This window comes from Psychrobacter sp. Pi2-51 (assembly GCF_904846665.1).
Taxonomy (GTDB): Bacteria; Pseudomonadota; Gammaproteobacteria; order Pseudomonadales; family Moraxellaceae; genus Psychrobacter; species Psychrobacter glaciei.
Genome location: NZ_CAJHBP010000010.1, coordinates 23,773 through 42,358, shown reverse-complemented (window position 1 = coordinate 42,358; position 18,586 = coordinate 23,773). Strand labels below are relative to the sequence as shown.

Genomic DNA, 18,586 nt, shown 5'->3' with positions numbered 1-18,586 from the left:
TCCCTCAGCTTATTCGGCTGAGGGAGACGCTGGCTCATCGATGGATTCTTTGGATGGATTTTTTAGTTAAATTGATCATTCTTTAGAGCATCACATTTATTGTGTCTTATTCAATTCCGTCAATGTTTGCTCAAACTCTTGACGACCGATTTCACCGACTTGCTTATTCACCAATTGACCGTCTTGATAATACAATAGCGTTGGTGGACCAAACAATTGGTAACGTGCCAAGATAGCTTTTGAAGCATCCGTGGTTTCCGTGATATCTAAGCGCACCAATTGCCAATCCTGCATCTGCATAGGACGATTGTGGAATAGGTTTTTGTCCATAATACGGCACTCAATACACCATTCGGCAGTGACATCGACAATCACTTTAGGATTAGCCGCGGTAATCACATCCAGCTCCGCAAGAGTGGTAATGCGCACATCATTAGCATTGCTACTGGCATTACTCACTCCAGTCGTCTGGCCAGTCGTTTGCGCCATCATAGGGGAAGTTAGTGAGGCCAGTGGATGCAGACTATCATCGTTACCCAACGCTGCACCGATAACCAGTGTCGTCGCCCAAATACCTGCAATCAACCCCAATGCTTGGGTCAGCATACGGCCCTTGCCTATCCAGCTCCATGCCCATGTTGCCACGACCATAAACCATAGCGCCCAGACCAATAGCATGACTGGTGAGATAAAGACGCGTTCAATCATTAACAACGCCACGGCGAATAACAATAAAGAAAAGCCCAGCTTGACCCAATTCATCCACTCGCCAGCTTTTGGCATGATTTTGCCTTGCGTTGCCCCAATTAGGATCAGCGGTGCGGACAACCCAAAGCCCAGCATAAATAATGCGGCAAACCCTAATAGCGGACTACCGATGGTCGAAACGGCCAGTAATGCCCCGAATAACGGTGCAGACACACAAGGAGATACCACTAAGGCTGATAAGAAACCAGCAACCAAGCTGCCACCCGTACTGCCCAACTTGCTATCACCGGCTTGACTTAAACCTTGCATTTTACTGGTAATGGCGCGCGGTAAACGAATCGTAAAGACACCGAGCATATAGAGTGCTAGCAAAACGAATACAATAGCAAAGCTGATTAAGATAATGGGGTTTTGTAGCCAACCGATGATACCTAATGACTCACCAAAGACAGCAATCACTGCGCCCAAAAGACCGTAGGCAATAGAGACTCCTATCGCATAACTGGTCGTTAAAATCACGCCTTTTTTGACTGTCGGATTTTTCTGACGGGCAACGATGTTAGCAACGATGGGTAACATTGGCAGCACGCAAGGCGTCAATGCCAAACCCAAACCTGCTAAGAATAGCAAGCCAAATGCTAGCCAAGGATGGCTCGCCAGACCAAAGGGATCGTTGTCGTTAAAGTTATTAGATAATACGTTGTCGCTGTTGGTCGCCTCACCCGATACGTTGCTATCTGCTCCAGAGAGCGTATTTGCCGCGGCACTACCACCCAAAGAGTCATACTCTACAGCGCTATCATCAATTAGATCATAATCAATAGCACCATCGTCTGTCAGTGCTTGCTCTTTATCAGGCAAAGCATTGTCAAGATTAGTTGCAGCAGTATCTTCTGATGTCGTGTTAGAGTTTATAGTTGAATTGGTTGTACTCGTAGAACTGTTGTTTGCGGTAGAGCCATTAGATGCAGCCTCTTTGTTCGCAGCACTAGCATTATCTGCCGTTATTTGTGCCGATGTGGCTACGATATCGACAGTCGTATTAATCTTTTCAGGTGGGTAGCATAGTCCAGCTTTCGCACAGCCCTGCCAGCCGACGACAATAGCGGCGTTATCTATATTTTTGCCACTATTATTCGTCAATGTGGTGGTAGCGATCATGTTTGCTTGATCAAACACCAGCACCTTGCCAAAAGTTGGATCATCCATTGAATAGGGTGTTTGGCTAAAGGTGAAAGGCTCGGCAGTCACACCCGCAGGTAGCGTGAGCTTAATTTGTTTCTTGTAGACGTAATGCTCAGGAGTGATATCAAAATTAATTGATAAACGCGTACCAGATTTGGTAGGTGTACTATCCGTACTGACTTGAAACGCCTGATCTACTGGCAAAAATTTCGACTGCCCAGCACTTTTATCGCTACTAAAGAGGTCGCTAAGCCCTGCCGCTTGCACCGTCATCGAGGTCGCTGTCAGACCGGTAAGTATTGAACCACTAGCGATAGCAAGCGCTAAGACATATGATTTTCTTTGACGAGTGGTGGCGCTGAATGATGAGGGTTTTCGTAATGTCTTGATGGACATGAATGGCTACCTATTATTACCGATATTTGAATCAACCTGCTTGCTGTTTGTCTGCGTGTTATCTGCGTGTCGCAGCAATGTTTATCTTCGTTTTAACTTTTTCTGGCGGATAGCATAATCCTGCTGTTGCACACCCTTGCCAACCAATAATAACGGGCACATTCTTGGCGCCTTTGCCATTGCTGGTAATCAGAGTCGTGGTTGCGATCACACTCCTTTGCGTAAATACAGGTACCTTGCCAAAAGTTGGATCATCGATTGAGACAGGTGACTGATTAAACGTAAACGGCGTGGCGCTTACTCCCTTAGGAAAACGTAAAGTGAGCTTATCTTTATAGACATAATGACCCGGAGTAATCTCAAAAGCGATCGATAAACGCGTGCCTTTAGAGGTGGCTTTGGTGCTGCTGATAACTTGAAAAGCTTGATCGACTGGCAAAAACTTCGACTGCGAGGCACTATTATTATTACTAAACAAATCACTCAATCCTGCTGCTTGTACCGTCATGAAAGTCGCTGTCAGTCCAGTCAGTAGCGTACTACCCAACAAAATGAAAGACAATAAGTAAGGTTTTTTGGCAGTAGCTTTGCTTGTTAGCATTTTTGAGAATGGCGTATTAATTGGCATAGTTGTCTACCTTTGATTGCTGCTTTCAATGTTTAGAAGTTGGCTGGGTTAGCACTCAAAACCCAGCGCTACGATTAGCGCTGAACCTATCGACTTATAGTGGAATTACTTTAAAAAAACACAGTGCGACTGGGATGAATTTTTCGTAGCCTCTGTGATAGCAGCAAGCAAGCAAGCGAAATTTATACCAGTCGCACATAACTATTAGGGCGTGTTGATTTTATTTTAAGTTGATCATATATCGAAATAACGTTGGATTTTTTTGACCAATGCATAAAAAATATCAACCAATAATGACTTATTGATTGATATACATCGATCATTAACCGTGAGGTCGTAGATCCTGTTTTTTAAAACCGCTACCAGCTATTTTTTATTATCAGTAGCACTATATTATTTTATAACTTGGCATAAATATCAGCATCTTGACCTTCACCGCCCTGCTGACCATCTGCCCCTAACGAGAATAAATCATAAGGGCGACCTTCGTTACCCGGTGCCACATATTGCATCTCACTCTCCCAACCATCGGTTGGATAGCCACCTTTGATATAGCCACCATCAGGATAGTTTTTGGCATCCGCAGGCGGTGTCGTCAGAGCATCAAGACCTTGCGCAGTGGTCGGATAGCGTGAGTTGTCCACCTTATACATATCAAGGGCATTCGATACGGTCGCTAGTGCGGTTTCAGTGGTTTTGACACGCGCTTTATCGCTTTGCCCAACCACTTTTGGCACCACCAAACCAGCAAGAATCGCCAAGATCACGATGACGACCATAATCTCAATAAGGGTAAATCCTGACTGGTAATGCGCTTTTGCTGGACGGCGCTGCACCGATAATGGCGTTTGCTCACCCATGGTATCCGAAGGAGCTTGGTTTATCTCACGTTGCGGCACCGTCTTTCCTTGAAGGTTGTCAATCATAGTCATCGCTTTTATCATCGCTTTTGGGATCAGAGTAATTTAAATCGTAAAATGGTAGTCAAGTTGTATTGATTAGTCTTGAGACGATTATCACTATAAACCATGGTTTTATTTTTATCCAGCGCTGCGCTCATATTGTCATCACAGCCAGTATTCAGTAACGGCTGACATTGATGAGAGTAATTTTGACCCGCTTTCACTATAGCGTGGTGCTTGAGTTTGCCATAGCAAAAATGTGGCTCAGTCAACAATATACAACAGTAAGCAAATCTTAAGAAAGCTGGCGCAAGGTTTAGAAAGATATTAGCTAGCCTGCCAAATCATTCATATTCACAATCGGTAGCATCACTGCCATCACAATAATCATGACCACCACACCCATCAACACTAACATCAAAGGCTCAAGTAATGACAGCAAAGTACTAATAAAGTTGGTGGCTTCCGCTTCTTGCATATTGGCCGCGCGGCTGAGCATGTTTTCAAGCTCGCCTGAGTTCTCGCCACTTTTGATCATCTGTACCATCATCGGCGGAAAGTATGAGGATTTTTCTAACTGACTGGATAAGCTTGAGCCTTCTGTCACCCTATCGGCAGCAGTGATAATGGTTTTTTGAATATGTAAGTTGGTCGCAACGGCAGCACCAATGTGTAGTGCCTCAATCAGCGGTACGCCTGAGCGCACCAGTATCGCGAGGGTGCTAGCAAAGCGCGCGGCATTCAGACCTTTTGATAGCCGCGCCAATATCGGCAGTTTAAGCACGACACTATCTATCGTCAGCTTACCTGCTTGTGTCTGGGCAAAGCGATAAAACAAAAACGCCGTCCCTGACAATACTAGCAGCATCAGCCACCACCACTGGGTGATGATGTTCGATAGGCTAAGCACGATTTGGGTAATCAAAGGTAGTGCTTGCTCAGATTGCTCAAAAACCTTGACGATTTTGGGCACCACGAAGCTCATCAAACCCATGATTACCCCGACTGCCATTACCATGAGCACAATCGGATAAACCATCGCACCTTGGATTTTCTTTTGCAGCGCAAAACGGTTTTCGGTGTAGTCTGCTAGCTGATTCAGGATCAAATCCAAATGACCGGACTTTTCCCCAGCAGCAATGGTAGCGATATATAACGGTGGAAAACTGGCCGCTTGCTGCAACGCACGGGCGAGGCTCAAGCCCTCTAAAACATGCGAACGCACGGCAAGCATTAAGGATTTGATATGGGTTTTTGGCGATTGCTTGGCGACGGCGGCCAGCGTTTCTTCAAGCGGAATACCAGCCGCGAGTAGTACTGATAATTGACGCGTCAGAAGCGCCAACTCATAAGCCGATGGTTTTTTATAACGGCTTTTATGTTGATTTTGTCTGTCATTGACCGCACTGACCTCAACGGGTGTCCACTGCTTATCGCGCAGCTGCTGGCGTACTTGTCGCGCAGAATCCCCTTCAAGTAAGCCTTTTTGGACACCGCCGTGGTCGTCGAGCGCTTTATAATGATAAGCGGGCATAGCAGCGGATATCCTAAAGTAGTCAAAAAAAGGTTGCATCAGTGCGTAAATATCAGTGCGTAAATATCAGTGCTTAAATAACGGCTGGCTTAGATAAAAAACCACTTAAAACAGAGGCGTTGAGTCGTTATTATCAGGCATCAAGCCTTGTAATAATAAAACATCGAGATGCTGCTGTTGCAATTTTTTATCAAAATCATTCACTTCAGCGATCAACATTCTCTCAATGCGTTTGTCACTGGCGAAAACACTAAGCCGCGCACAGATGACTGCCAGCTGATAGATACGTTTTTTACAATAACTGTCCAAGCCTTGTAGCAACCGCACCATATGCGGGGTTTCAAGACTGGCATACTCATAATCGGCAACGACCTGCTGCCCAAGCGACGTCACGCTATAGCTAACAGACAAATGGGCGCAAAAATAACAACTGAATAAATAGCCGACGACATGACCGATGTAATAACCACGGTCATAGGTAAAACTACTGACGCCAAAGTGACTGAGTACATAACTATTGAGGCTGGCTTGCTCTAAGATAGGCTTGCCGTGTTTAAGCTTGCCAATCGTCGCGAAACGCAATGGATTGTGACCATCCTGCATGGTTAGCTGCCAGCCCGCTGGCTGCTGTGCGGGCATATGGCGCACGATATCTGCGATAATATCATCGACCACATGCAGCTGCTGCCAAAGCCTTTCAAGCGCATCAGTATCCATTAGACCGCGTTTATCAAGCTGCTGTGCGAGTAGATACTGTTGATATTCGGTGAACTGTGCTTTTAGTGTTTGCACCAAATAAGTGGGTCGCGTGGCAGCAGACGCCATATAAAGTAACCGCGTACGTTCGTGCTGGGCACGATACAGCGCCACACGCTGCTCAGCAATATTGATTTCGTTGACAGCAGTTCTGTTAGTCTCTGCGTTTTCGATACCTGTGCTGTCAATCCTTGCGCTTTCACTCCCTACATTTTCAGAAGTGGGCAAGGTAAATAATGCCAACAACGCCGCTTTATCAGGCAAAATCGCTACCTTATTTTTTAGCTTATCTTCTGACAGAGGCTGATTGTGTCCGATATCATTTTTATCGATACTGCTGCTATTTTTGGCAAACGTAGAAGCGCCCTTTTGGTCATACGATTTTGCAGTTGGTTTTGCGGTCGGTTCAGTCATAACACACCATCAGCTTCAAAAATAAACATCGCTTGAGTCACCAGATATCATTGCCAGACAGTAAGATATAAAGCGCTAGAAGCAAGTGGTCGCACCTAGGCGACTCATCACTCCATAGTACCTGAACCTAAGCGCATTGTCAGCTTTACAACAGCAAAAGACTCTTAATCAAATGATGCCATTTAGGTTTCTTTATCGAGTGAGAATATTCAGTATTCAAGCATATATAAAACAAAAAAAGCGTTAAGGTCGAATATTCAACCTTAACGCTTTACGAGGATATTTTTGCGATGGTGTTTTTATGATTAGATTAAAGACGCTGTCAGGCACTAAGCCAGCAACTGTCTTTGATACTGCTGGCGATACGCTTTTGGCGACACCCCGTAGACGCGCTTAAAGGCTTGGCTAAAGGTCGAGTCCGACGCATAACCGACCAGCTCACTGATACGGCTGATACTGTTTTGCTGCAAACGTAAATAACGGGCGGCCAAACGCAAGCGATAATCGATTAAGTAGGTCAGTGGCGGCATACCGACAGTATCTTTAAAGCGCTGGGCAAAGCTGGAGCGTGACATGCCAGCGACCTCAGCAAGCGTCAGAATCGTCCAATTTTGGCTGGGTGCATTATGCATCGCGGCTAGTGCTTTGGTTAAAAACGGATCTTTCATCGCCTTTAACCAATTGTCTGTTGCCTCAGGTATGCTTTCGATATAAACGCGCAAACACTCAATCATCATAATACTTGCCCAATGATTGATCACTGCCGTTTTGCCCATGCGCTCATGCTGAGACTCTAAGGTTAAAAGTTTAATCTCTACATCAATGACCTCAAACCGACCATCGGTGTCATTATTGATCTCAGGCAATATCGATGGCAACACCGACAATAAAGGATTAACCATCTCTTTGTCGTATTTGCACTCGATTAGTATCAACGACGACTGCTCATCGCCATCACTTATCATATCAAGCGTATTGTCTTTGCAATTAGTGAGCAGCTCATCCAACGGCTTTGCATCATTTCCATGATGACTCAGCGCATAACTGACATGTTGATAAGCATTGGGAACCATGATGATGTCGCCAGCATGTGCCTCTCGTAAGCCATTGCCCACATCGATACAAAAGCTACCTGACATCACCAAATAAAATAGAATGGTGTCTTTTCTGGTCAGTGAATACGACCAATTACCAGAACCATTTAAACGATAATATTTTGTTTCAAACAAATGCACATTTTGTAGCAATACACTCAGTGCGTCCATCAATAACTTCCTCAATAATCTATGGCAGTTGATCTTAACCCTGAAAAATAAACCACCTAAGAGATATTACACAAGAGAAATCACTTATCGTGGACTGCACTTAAAATTATACGTACGCTAAACACATATCGAACCCGAATTTGTAGAAAGACGGTCTTCTATTGCCTTTGTAGGAATATTTAATATTAGCAACATTAATAAGGCTCAGTACTCTAAATTAGCCACCCTCACCAATACCATCAAATCATTATTCTAAATTTTTAATGAATAGTTTATATTTACTTAATAATGAGCAGTTTACCCTAAAAGAAGTAGGGATATATGACTAAATAAAAGCCAAGCCCTATCAAAATTAAGCTTTGTTAAAATTAAGCTTTGTCAAAATCAACTGTAGCCATAAAATATTGGTGACAAAACACTGATAAGAAAATTAGCGACTAATAAATCCGTTGGTGATTTAAAAAACCAACACGGCATGAGCGAAAAGTAAGGGGTGATACGCGATCGTCTAACCAGAAGAAAATGGTCAGAGAATTGAAAAAATAAAGAAGTAAAAAATGCAGACGAAAAAAAATGCCAACGAGGGCAATCAGTATGTATAAATAAGATAAGTAGAAAATAGTATTAAATAAAATGGGGCGACTGATGGGACTCGAACCCACGACAACCGAGATCACAACCCGGGGCTCTACCAACTGAGCTACAACCGCCATAACTATTTGCCAAGGAAGGCAAGATTTGCAGGCTAAATGGTGCGCCTGGCAGGATTCGAACCTGCGGCCACCTCCTTAGAAGGGAGATGCTCTATCCAGCTGAGCTACAGGCGCTCTTAAAGGACTTTTACAAATTTTGATCTGCTTATAATATTAGAAATTTATAACATCAAAAACAATATCATTATACATAAAAAAAAGCCTGTAAGGCTCTTAAAATAGATGGTCGGAGTGATAGGATTCGAACCTACGACCCTCTGGTCCCAAACCAGATGCGCTACCAAACTGCGCCACACTCCGAAATTCTCTATTATCACGATAGTTAAGTTGATTAATTCGTTATCGGCAATGCCGCTAACTGCTTAATGTTCCTCGCTATCGAGGTGCACATATTAAGGGGAAAAGACGATGCTGTCAACACCTATTTTCAATTAATTCATAAATTAACCAAATTTTATTGAAATTGTTTTAAATAGCCGTTTTTCGTTGCGAGTTATGGTTAGTGAAACACAGCAATGATAGCGTCTATCATTCTTGCAGGAGCTTACCGTTCAACGTGCCACTCAAGACATCAAAAGGCATAAGCCACAGCTTTGCCACGTTTGAGGGATTGCTATCCCTATCGCTGCTTCCCTGAACTTGTTGTCTGAGTGCTACCGGTTGCCTGATATCGCCTTGCACCGGATAGACCAACCACACCTGTCCTGCTTGATACGCTTGCGCATAACTGGTCAACTGATAGGCATCACTGGCACTGATCGCTCCTGAATGGCTCAGATGCTTCCACTTTATGTCGATCACATGGCTGTAGTTACGCGTTTTTTTTGCACTAGCCGTGCCATGGCTATTTTTATAGGGATTTTCCCCATAATTTTTATCGTGATAAACATCATCATAATCTGGTGTCTGATAAATAAGTAAATCCGGACGGATAGATAAGCATGCCTGCCCTTCTGCATCATTCAACCACACGCTTTGTGCTTGATGCAGTGCTTTATAATTTAAATTTAATTGCTCAAACATCAAAGCGATACGTAGGCTTGCCCATTGCTCAAAAGCTTGATTCATATCAATCAACAGACACAAACGTGGTCGTGATGAAGATTGATTAGAGGATAAGTTGGTATCAAGACCGCTGCCTGTCTCTATATTTGACTGCTGCAATAGCCAATAAGCCAAATCTAGCAATTGCTGGGCGGCGTTTGCTTGTAGTTGACTCAAGGGTTGCAGCGCTAGTTGGCGCTTTGCTTGCTGATATACCGACTCTAGTTGCTGCCGCTCATGGTAATTAAGCGCATGTACTGATTGCCAAAGCTGTATGGATTTCGGCGGCATGGCTGTTTGTAGGAGTGGTGCCAGCCATACCAATGCACTCTTGATCACGCGATTGCTCAGCATATCTTGGCTCAATACACTGCGTTCACAGACGAACTTATGCGGTTGTACGCTATTGCGGCGCAGTTGCTCTTTGATCAATAGCCGACCTTGTAGCGTTGCTTGGTTATCCACCTGAGCCTGATAATGCTGGGTCGGTTGATAATGTGCCAAACGCTGTAAAAACTGGTGCGCGAGCCAATCCGACAACGATGGCGCGCTTAGCGGCAGGGGCGTCATCTGCGCGTTAAATTGACCTAAGTTTTTTGTATTGGGCAGTTTGCTATGGTATCGGTTACTAGGATTAATCAAGTCGGACAGCATATTTTGTACCCATTGACGGGCTTGTCTGATATCGCTAACGCTATTTTTATGAGGTTCAAAAGACTGCTGCTGTGGCGTGCGACTGGTAGACGCTGAGGCAATCATCTTGGGCAAAATCTCAAGCGTCATACCGCTGGGCAATAACACTATGCCAATATAATGCCCGACCTTTAGCTGCCATTGTCCCTGCTTGCGTTTGATAGTAAATACGGCAAACTCTTGCGCCATCAACCACTGAAAATCAGACGCTTGCAAAAAATCATGAACCGTCAAACGCTGATGCTCAAATACCGTCATGATATTGGTATCAAGCACCTTCATAGTAGTGCTATTAACATTACTGGCGATACTGTTATTGACAGTACCATTCATAGGGGCATATGCAACGCTATTGATGAACACTTGGCAACCTTATTAATATAAACGCTGGTAGACGGATGAATTGGTAAACTCGCCTGTCCTTGCGAGAAAATCTTCATTAATCTTATAGCTACCAGTATGCATCGACTGTCCTAAAAAGGCATTGTGGCCGCTAAATAATTGACTTGGTGTCATAGTATTCGTCTGATCATTTATTTCGTCATCCAAATGCCGACTAATCGCCGCTTGACTATTTTGTATAAACTGCGCCCTCATCGGCTGCTGCTCATCTCTGAACACATACTGCAAGATAGCGACTTGCCCGCCCGCCGCTTGTGCCACTTGCGGAATGATTTGTTCAATCAATGCGGTCTGTAGCTGCGCCAAACTCTGTACACCAAACAGAAATGCATGACCCAATTGTGCCTCGATCCCCAACGTTTGGTTAATGCGATTGTTTAGACCCGTCAGCAATTTGGTCAAATCTATGGATGCTGCTGACTGAGTGCTTTCTAAACTTTGATTGGCGTTGCCAAAAGCGGTGATAATAGATAACAGCTCTGGCTTTGGCGGACAGTGAATAAAGCGAAAGCGACGCCGCAAAGCCATGTCTAATGGCGCTAAAGAATGGTCTTGGGTATTCATCGTGGCGTAGATATCGACATTGGCTGGCACACTAAAAGCACGCCCAGAGTAGGCCAAATTAACACTCATAGCGTTTGCCGTGCCAGCTCGCTTATCCGCTTCAATTAGGCTGAGTAGCTCACCAAATACCCGTGAGACGTTGGCACGGTTAATCTCATCGATCAGTATGGCATAGCGCCGTTTAGGGTCACGCGCTGCACGCTGACAGAGCTTGAGGAACGCACCATCTTGAATAGCGTAGCTCATTTGTGCTTGGTTATTGCCCGTCTGATGAGGATTCGTATGACCAGACGCCGACATAACGGGGCGAATACCTTCAACAAATTCTTCATAACCATAGGCCTGATGGAAACTGACCATACTAAAACGCTGATCACTAAAAGCGTGGTGTTGGCTTGCGGTATTATCATGCTGCGCCTGCTGAAACTCCGCTAATTTCTGCGATAAATCCTTTAGTAACAGCATGCTCTCAGGAAGTAAATACCATGCCCCGCTATTGTCTTTATCAAAGTAGGCTTGGCTAGCACGGTTCTTGTACGTGACCGTTTTTGAGCTGGTGGGACTGTGCATTTGCAGCACTGACCATGCCGTATTACTTAAATTTTTCTCACGTGCATTCTGTGCGGCTTTGGCGACAAAAAATTCATGATTGACGATTTCAGGCACTTTTATAAGGTCTTGTTTTTCAGAGTGAAAATCTAAAAACACCAAACATACCACATCACGCCAGCTTAGCGTTTGTAATAACTGTGCCAGCAAATCAGCCGCGTTTGCTCTCGGCAAATCGTCAGTGTATCGCTGAGCAACTTGGAGCAACTGGTAGGTTTTACCAGTACCAGCAACGCCAGTATAAATAATATTGGTCGGCTCATGAATCTCTCTCTCAGGCATAACGTCGTCCAGCATCCAAAATGGGTATCAAAAAAATAATAAAATTGTGCTAAAATACCACTATTACAGCATGGTTATTTTTACAGCTAGCAGCTTAATCTAACAGATAGCTTCGTCTAAAAGTATTTCACAAACGCTCATCACTCCTAATTACCCCTAATTGCCCTTAATTATATGGCTACGTTACTGGCATTTTATAAGCGCGGTAGTTCATGCTAATAATAGTAGTGACACTTGGGTTAAGGTAATATGGTCGCAATAGCGGTGACGATAACCTCTACCTCACTTGCCACTATCATGAAAATTTATCATGCTAAAATCTCATCTAACTGACCTAAATAAGGAATTTTGTATGTCAGGATTATTAAAAAGACTCCCTAGTAAGCTGACCAATAAATTGCCAGCCAACAACACTGACAGCACAAGATCGCCAGTCGAAAAACCCAATAGCACCCTTAAGCCAGTGAACAATCAATTCACCAAACTCTTATCGGTGACTAAATATTTACCCGCTGGCGCGCGCTCTACTATTTTATCCAAAGCTTTTGGCAAAGTGGTGCCGTATGTGGGCACGACGGGCGTCTATTATGAAACAGTCGACCCCAATCAAGTCGTGGTCAGCTTGAATAATAACAAAGCCGTGCAAAACCATATTGGCTCTATCCACGCTGTTGCCATCACTTTACTGGCTGAGACCGCAACGGGCTTTATTTTGGGCTTAAACCTACCTTCTGACCGTGTATTACTGATTAAATCTTACTCGATTAATTTTTATCGCCCGATCAAAAAAGGTCAAGTGGCCGCAGTGGCGACCTTGTCTGATGAGCAACGCTTGGACATTTTAAACACCCCAAAAGGCGAGATGGTTATTCCTTGCGTGATCCATGACCGCGAGTCTGACAGTGATCGCGACCCTATCGTGGTTGAAATGCTATGGGCTTGGGTGCCGAAATCAGAGTTAGAAGCACGTCGCCAAGGACAAAACAATAAGTCCAAAACTGAGACTGGGCAATCTAGTGACTCTGCTGCTAATACAGCCACAGACAGCACGTCAGCTAAAAGTGATGATAAAATTAAATGATAACGTAACAACAAGCGCGCTACTTAATACTCTGCTTATAGCGCATTTTTGATCCATAAGCTTATACCATTCACAAAAAGAAGCGTAGCCAGAAAGACGAGTGAACGTACTACTTATTGTAGACTAAACGAGTTTGACGCAGCTAATCGTACTTTTTGGGTTTGGTATTATAATAAGGAAACAGCGATGTCCACACATAACTATAAATTTACTACCAACCTATCCAAGGCGCTCTTAGTGGCTGCGTGCTCGTTAGGATTTGCCGTTAGTGCCAATGCCGCGCCCGCAACTAATAGCGCAAGCATGACTAAATCTAGCCCTGTATTTTTGGGTGATGGTGGAAACTATCCGTTTTCAGAAGCGGTACGTGTCGGCGACACTTTATACATGTCTGGACAAATCGGTTTTAAAGATGGCAAATTGGTCAAAGGCGGGATCAAAGCGGAAGCAAAACAAGCTTTAGACAACATCCATGCCACGCTACTAAAATACGGCTATCAAAAGTCTGACATCGTCAAATGTATGGCGATGCTGACGGATATGGACGACTTTGATGATTTTAATAAAGTCTATAAAGCTGAATTGGCTAAGCCCTACCCTGTACGCTCTGCGTTCGGTGTCGCAGAGTTGGCCGCTGGTGCTAGCGTTGAAGTTGAGTGCATCGCTGCAAAATAGTAGCACTATTAAAAATAAGCCAAACTGGCTTTTTTCATGACGCGGTTATTGAGTCAATTGACCTAACTTTTGACTCAATAATCGTTCTGCTTTAGACAACCATACTTTATACAATCACGCTTTATACAATCATATCATCAGTGAGTGCGCTTTCTTTGGTCACTCGCAACACCTCTTCTAACGTTGTCCTGCCTGCAATGACTTTACGCAACCCATCAGCACGTATCGATGGTGTTTGCTGGCGTGCGTATTCTTCTAGCTCGTACTCAGCCGTATTACTATGAATCATCCGTCGCAAGGTATCGTCAACGGGAACGACCTCATATATCGCGGTACGACCTTTAAAACCCGATTGATTACATTTATCGCAGCCGACTGGTTTGGGTAAATTAATGGCCTCAGTTGCCAAACCTTCAACACCCAACGGTATGCCAATTTCTGTAAATAATTTTGCCTGTTCGCTATCAGCAGGCTGCCACGTGTGACAATGCGTACACAGCGTACGTACCAAACGCTGGGCGACCACACCGATGAGCGATGAGGATAATAAAAATGGCTCTACGCCCATATCTTGCAAGCGCGTCACTGCACCGATGGCAGTATTGGTGTGCAAGGTTGATAATACCAAATGCCCTGTTAACGACGCTTGTACCGCAATTTCAGCGGTCTCTAAATCGCGAATCTCACCAACCATCACCACATCGGGATCTTGGCGCAACATCGCACGCAAACTCTTGGCAAAGGTCATATCAACTTTATTATTGACTTGCGTCTGCCCAATACCATCGAGCTGAAATTCAATCGGATCTTCTGCGGTCAAGATATTACGGGTTTGATCGTTGAGGTCAGTCAATGCTGAATAGAGCGTGGTGGTTTTACCCGAACCTGTCGGCCCTGTGACCAAAATAATGCCATGGGGACGATGAATTAAGCGTTTGAGCTCGCTATAATCATTATCAGAGAGCCCCAAATAGGTCATGTTAAGACGACCCGCTTGTTTGTCCAATAATCGCATCACGACCCGCTCACCAAAGCTCGATGGCAATGTCGATACCCGCACATCCACTTCTCGTCCTGCTAAGCGCAAGCTGATACGTCCATCTTGCGGTACACGCTTCTCCGCGATATCAAGCTTTGCCATGACCTTAATACGCGAGACCAATAGCGGTGCCAACTGGCGTTTTGGGGTGATAATTTCTTTTAACTCGCCATCGACGCGAAAGCGCACAACCAGACGTTTTTCAAAGGTTTCGATATGAATATCTGAGGCGTTAAGGCGAATCGCTTCGGACAGCAACGCATTGATCAGCCGAATAATAGGCGCATCGTCTTGCTGATCCATCAAGTCTTCAGTTTCAGGCACGCTATCCGCTAAACTATCGAGGTCAGGATGATCTTCAAGCCCAGCAGCGATATGCTGTGATTCGCCCGTATTGCCTGCATAAGCGGCATTCATGCGTCTTTCAAAGTCATCCGCGCTGACGCTTTCGTAAGTCGGCACGCCACGTATGCCCTGCTGCTGTAAAAAACGCACCGCCTCATTAATCGCTGACAACGGCGTGGCTTTGGTCAGCACTAAAGTCGGTGGCAGTTCAGGATCAATAGCAAGAATGACCAAGAGTTGATGGCGTTTGGCAAAACTGTACGGCAGTTGCATCATATAGTCGACCTGATAAATAGACATAACGTCAGAAATAAGAGCCTTTTCATGCTTCACAAAGGCATTGTGCACCTAATTGACTAAACCAAAAAAGACTGCAAGTAAGCGCGCATGAGTTTGTTATAATAGCATTTTGTTTTGAGCGAGTAGCATTTTATGTGGCTGGCTTATTCGCTAACCGCTTTATACTCAATAAGACTACCATGTGATTTCTTATTTTGCTGACAATGCGTTACTATTAGTTAGTCAGTAATTAGTTAGTCAGTAATTAGCCAGTCAGTCAGTAATCACCATCTACGAGTTGACGGCTATTAATTAATAACTAGTGATTAACACTCGCTTCTTAACGGCTTACATTGTTAACGCTATTTTTTCTGTCCAACCCTGCACCCTCGCTATTAGGATTCTCAGTTATGTCACAGGCTTCCACTGCTACCATCCCTATGCCACTTTCCCAAGACACCTTCACTGTCGGTAGTCGTACATTTTCGTCGCGACTGTTGGTCGGTACAGGCAAATATAAAGATATGACTGAGACAGGGGCTGCCATTGGTGCCTCAGAAGCAGAAATTGTCACTGTCGCCATTCGCCGCACCAATATCGGTCAGAATAGTGACGAGCCCAACTTGCTTGATGTGATCTCCCCTGATAAATACACCATTTTGCCCAACACTGCGGGCTGTTTTGACGCTGAAACCGCGATTCGTACTTGCAAGCTTGCTCGCGAATTATTGGGTGGACACAATCTGGTTAAGCTGGAAGTCTTGGGTGATGAAAAAACCCTTTATCCTAATATCATGGAAACTTTAAAAGCCGCAAAAGTGCTGATTGATGATGGCTTTGAGGTCATGGTTTATACCTCAGACGATCCAATTGTCGCGCAAGAGCTTGAAAGCATGGGCTGCGTGGCAATCATGCCGCTTGGTAGCTTGATTGGCTCGGGTCTTGGTTTGCTCAATCGCCACACCCTTAGCCTCATTATCGAAAATGCAAAAGTGCCCGTGTTGGTTGATGCCGGTGTCGGCACGGCTTCTGATGCAGCGATTGCTATGGAGCTTGGCTGCGATGGCGTGTTGATGAACTCAGCGATTGCCAATGCTCAAAACCCAATGATGATGGCTCATGCGATGAAGCACGCTGTGTGGGCAGGACGTCAGGCTTTCTTAGCTGGTCGCATGCCGATGCGCAAAATGGCCACTGCCAGCTCACCGCAAACAGGCTATTTTTTCCAGTAGCTGTCGGCTGGGTTGCTGGTTGGCATAGCGTTTTTAATACATATTTTTAATGAAAAATCAGTGATAAACTAATAAGATAGAAACCACATAACGCTGATGGGTGCCGTGACATCTTATTAAATCATGGTTTTAGTAGCCATCCAAATAGCCACTTATTGATGATGGTTAGTCCACAATAGTATCGATACAATAAGACTGAGTGTAAGCGATACCTTACTTAGTATGGCTTACGAGGTTGTCGCTGTAGCGATTTTATAATGGGCAGACCATATATTTTTTATTGAAAACTTATCGCCATAAAAGGATTTATTATGCGACTACTCACCGCTGTTGACCAGTTATTCTTACTTCTTGAGTCGCGTAAACAACCCATGCACGTGGGAGGATTGTTCTTATTCGAGTTACCACAGGATGGGCAAAATGAGGATGGTGACTTTGTCAATCAGCTCGTGCAGCAGATGCAAACCGCCACGGTACCGCCAAGCTTTCCCTTTAACCAAGTGCTCGACAGACTGGTGTTTTGGAAAGAAGATGAAGAGTTCGATGTGGAGCATCATTTCCGCCATGTCGCGCTGCCCAAGCCTGGTCGTGTTCGTGAACTGCTTATGTATATCTCGAAAGAGCATAGCCGTTTGCTAGATCGCGCCATGCCTTTGTGGGAATGTCATATTATCGAAGGTATTTTGCCTGAATCCGAGGGTAGACCTGAACGTTTTGCCTTGTATTTCAAGATTCATCATTCATTAGTCGATGGTGTTGCAGCCATGCGTCTGGTCGAAAAATCCTTATCACAGTCCCCCACTGAGCCTGTCAGTTTACCGATATGGTCATTGATAGCGCGTCATCGTAAGTCAGTGGATAAGTTATTACCCGCTGACCGCTCTATAACCAGTATCTTAAAAGAGCAATTATCTACCATCAAGCCCGTCTTTACCGAACTGCTCGACAACTTTAAGCATGGTGATGATGAAGGTTATGTCGGTACCTTTGATGCACCCATGAGTATTCTCAACCAACGTATCTCAGCCTCACGGCGCATTGCCGCTCAGTCTTACGATATGCAGCGCTTTCGTGTCATCGCTGATGCATTTGAAGTTAATGTCAATGATGTGGTGTTGGCTGTCTGTGCAGGCGCGCTGCGTCGCTACTTGCTCTCCATGAATGCCTTGCCGACTAAGCCATTGATCGGCTTTGTACCGATGTCTTTACGCTGCGATGAAAGTGCATCGGGCAATCAGATTTCATTTTTGATGGCAAATCTGGGCACGCACTTAGACGACCCAGCCAAGCGTCTACAATTGATTTATAAGAGTATGAATAGTGGTAAACGTCGCTTTAGACGTATGAACAAAGCGCAAATTATCAACTATAGCGCGATCGCTTATGCGTGGGAAGGTATCAACGTACTGACGGGTTTATTCCCTAGAAAGCAGGCGTTTAACCTCATTATCTCAAATGTGCCAGGTTCTAAAAAACCATTATATTGGAATGGCGCACCGTTAAAAGCGCTATATCCAGCCTCCATTATCGTTGATGGACAAGCGCTGAATATCACGCTTTCTAGCTATCAAGATAAAATCGAATTTTGTATTACTGCTTGTAGTAAGCTGCTACCGCACGTTCAAGACATGCTAGGGTTACTTGAAGAAGAGCTAATCTTATTAGAAGGTATTAGCGAGGCCAAGACTGTAGCGGCAAATTAATAAAGTATTTCAGCAATAAAATACCTAAGCTATTACGCAATAAAAAAGCTGGCACCATTATGGCGCCAGCTTTTTTTATGTCGAAAACTTGAAGGCTAGGAATACAATATTACTGACTCATCATTTGAGCACATATC

General features: G+C 44.6%; 13 protein-coding genes and 3 tRNA genes. 4 read left to right on the top strand and 12 right to left on the bottom strand.

Annotated features, from left to right (window positions below):
* Positions 1-96 precede the first annotated feature (96 nt).
* The 11 genes from JMY08_RS07355 to JMY08_RS07305 form a co-directional block, all read right to left on the bottom strand.
* Positions 97-2,289, bottom strand: a complete 2,193-nt coding sequence (locus JMY08_RS07355; protein WP_201592610.1) for a protein-disulfide reductase DsbD domain-containing protein — start codon at positions 2,287-2,289, stop codon at positions 97-99.
* A 58-nt stretch (positions 2,290-2,347) separates the two neighbouring features.
* Positions 2,348-2,917 carry a protein-disulfide reductase DsbD N-terminal domain-containing protein gene (locus tag JMY08_RS07350; RefSeq protein ID WP_201592609.1) on the bottom strand — a complete coding sequence of 190 codons (570 nt, stop codon included), beginning with the start codon at positions 2,915-2,917 and terminating at the stop codon, positions 2,348-2,350.
* Between the two features lie 398 nt (positions 2,918-3,315).
* Entirely contained in the window at positions 3,316-3,777 is a 462-nt protein-coding gene (gene gspG / locus JMY08_RS07345) for a type II secretion system major pseudopilin GspG (protein ID WP_189584089.1), read from the bottom strand.
* 373 nt (positions 3,778-4,150) lie between these two features.
* A complete protein-coding gene (gene gspF, locus JMY08_RS07340) occupies positions 4,151-5,353 on the bottom strand; it encodes a type II secretion system inner membrane protein GspF (protein ID WP_189583041.1) in 1,203 nt (400 codons plus the stop codon).
* A 105-nt stretch (positions 5,354-5,458) separates the two neighbouring features.
* The gene (locus JMY08_RS07335; RefSeq protein WP_201592608.1) at positions 5,459-6,523 is read right to left on the bottom strand and encodes a hypothetical protein; all 1,065 of its coding nucleotides are present in this window, start codon (positions 6,521-6,523) and stop codon (positions 5,459-5,461) included.
* A 329-nt stretch (positions 6,524-6,852) separates the two neighbouring features.
* A complete protein-coding gene (locus tag JMY08_RS07330) occupies positions 6,853-7,788 on the bottom strand; it encodes a helix-turn-helix domain-containing protein (protein ID WP_194620741.1) in 936 nt (311 codons plus the stop codon).
* Positions 7,789-8,422: 634 nt separating this feature from the next.
* A tRNA-His gene (locus tag JMY08_RS07325) sits at positions 8,423-8,498 on the bottom strand.
* Positions 8,499-8,538: 40 nt separating this feature from the next.
* A tRNA-Arg gene (locus JMY08_RS07320) sits at positions 8,539-8,615 on the bottom strand.
* A 109-nt stretch (positions 8,616-8,724) separates the two neighbouring features.
* Positions 8,725-8,801: transfer RNA gene (locus JMY08_RS07315), tRNA-Pro, on the bottom strand.
* Between the two features lie 228 nt (positions 8,802-9,029).
* Positions 9,030-10,601, bottom strand: coding sequence for an McrC family protein (locus JMY08_RS07310; protein WP_201592607.1), 1,572 nt, complete (start codon positions 10,599-10,601; stop codon positions 9,030-9,032).
* Between the two features lie 12 nt (positions 10,602-10,613).
* Positions 10,614-12,095, bottom strand: a complete 1,482-nt coding sequence (locus JMY08_RS07305; protein ID WP_201592606.1) for an McrB family protein — start codon at positions 12,093-12,095, stop codon at positions 10,614-10,616.
* A 352-nt stretch (positions 12,096-12,447) separates the two neighbouring features.
* On the opposite strand from JMY08_RS07305, the gene JMY08_RS07300 reads away from it, so the two are divergent.
* The gene (locus JMY08_RS07300) at positions 12,448-13,176 is read left to right on the top strand and encodes a DUF4442 domain-containing protein (protein WP_201592605.1); all 729 of its coding nucleotides are present in this window, start codon (positions 12,448-12,450) and stop codon (positions 13,174-13,176) included.
* A 186-nt stretch (positions 13,177-13,362) separates the two neighbouring features.
* Positions 13,363-13,851 carry a RidA family protein gene (locus tag JMY08_RS07295; RefSeq protein WP_194620738.1) on the top strand — a complete coding sequence of 163 codons (489 nt, stop codon included), beginning with the start codon at positions 13,363-13,365 and terminating at the stop codon, positions 13,849-13,851.
* A 121-nt stretch (positions 13,852-13,972) separates the two neighbouring features.
* Here the strand turns inward: JMY08_RS07295 and gspE are convergent, their stop codons facing one another.
* A complete protein-coding gene (gene gspE, locus JMY08_RS07290; protein ID WP_320157783.1) occupies positions 13,973-15,511 on the bottom strand; it encodes a type II secretion system ATPase GspE in 1,539 nt (512 codons plus the stop codon).
* 413 nt (positions 15,512-15,924) lie between these two features.
* On the opposite strand from gspE, the gene JMY08_RS07285 reads away from it, so the two are divergent.
* Together JMY08_RS07285 and JMY08_RS07280 are read left to right on the top strand one after the other, a co-directional pair.
* A complete protein-coding gene (locus JMY08_RS07285; RefSeq protein WP_201592604.1) occupies positions 15,925-16,746 on the top strand; it encodes a thiazole synthase in 822 nt (273 codons plus the stop codon).
* A gap of 311 nt (positions 16,747-17,057) precedes the next feature.
* Positions 17,058-18,449, top strand: coding sequence for a WS/DGAT/MGAT family O-acyltransferase (locus JMY08_RS07280; RefSeq protein WP_201592602.1), 1,392 nt, complete (start codon positions 17,058-17,060; stop codon positions 18,447-18,449).
* The last annotated feature ends 137 nt before the right edge of the window (positions 18,450-18,586 follow it).

What these genes read in the sequence shown, in the direction of transcription:
- JMY08_RS07295 (WP_194620738.1), top strand. Translation starts at nt 13,363, where the DNA reads ATGTCCACACATAACTATAAATTTACTACCAACCTATCCAAGGCGCTC.
- JMY08_RS07350 (WP_201592609.1), bottom strand. Translation starts at nt 2,917, where the DNA reads ATGCCAATTAATACGCCATTCTCAAAAATGCTAACAAGCAAAGCTACT.
- JMY08_RS07305 (WP_201592606.1), bottom strand. Translation starts at nt 12,095, where the DNA reads ATGCCTGAGAGAGAGATTCATGAGCCGACCAATATTATTTATACTGGC.
- JMY08_RS07330 (WP_194620741.1), bottom strand. Translation starts at nt 7,788, where the DNA reads ATGGACGCACTGAGTGTATTGCTACAAAATGTGCATTTGTTTGAAACA.
- JMY08_RS07355 (WP_201592610.1), bottom strand. Translation starts at nt 2,289, where the DNA reads ATGTCCATCAAGACATTACGAAAACCCTCATCATTCAGCGCCACCACT.
- JMY08_RS07280 (WP_201592602.1), top strand. Translation starts at nt 17,058, where the DNA reads ATGCGACTACTCACCGCTGTTGACCAGTTATTCTTACTTCTTGAGTCG.
- JMY08_RS07285 (WP_201592604.1), top strand. Translation starts at nt 15,925, where the DNA reads ATGTCACAGGCTTCCACTGCTACCATCCCTATGCCACTTTCCCAAGAC.
- gspF (WP_189583041.1), bottom strand. Translation starts at nt 5,353, where the DNA reads ATGCCCGCTTATCATTATAAAGCGCTCGACGACCACGGCGGTGTCCAA.
- JMY08_RS07300 (WP_201592605.1), top strand. Translation starts at nt 12,448, where the DNA reads ATGTCAGGATTATTAAAAAGACTCCCTAGTAAGCTGACCAATAAATTG.
- JMY08_RS07335 (WP_201592608.1), bottom strand. Translation starts at nt 6,523, where the DNA reads ATGACTGAACCGACCGCAAAACCAACTGCAAAATCGTATGACCAAAAG.
- gspE (WP_320157783.1), bottom strand. Translation starts at nt 15,511, where the DNA reads ATGATGCAACTGCCGTACAGTTTTGCCAAACGCCATCAACTCTTGGTC.
- gspG (WP_189584089.1), bottom strand. Translation starts at nt 3,777, where the DNA reads ATGGGTGAGCAAACGCCATTATCGGTGCAGCGCCGTCCAGCAAAAGCG.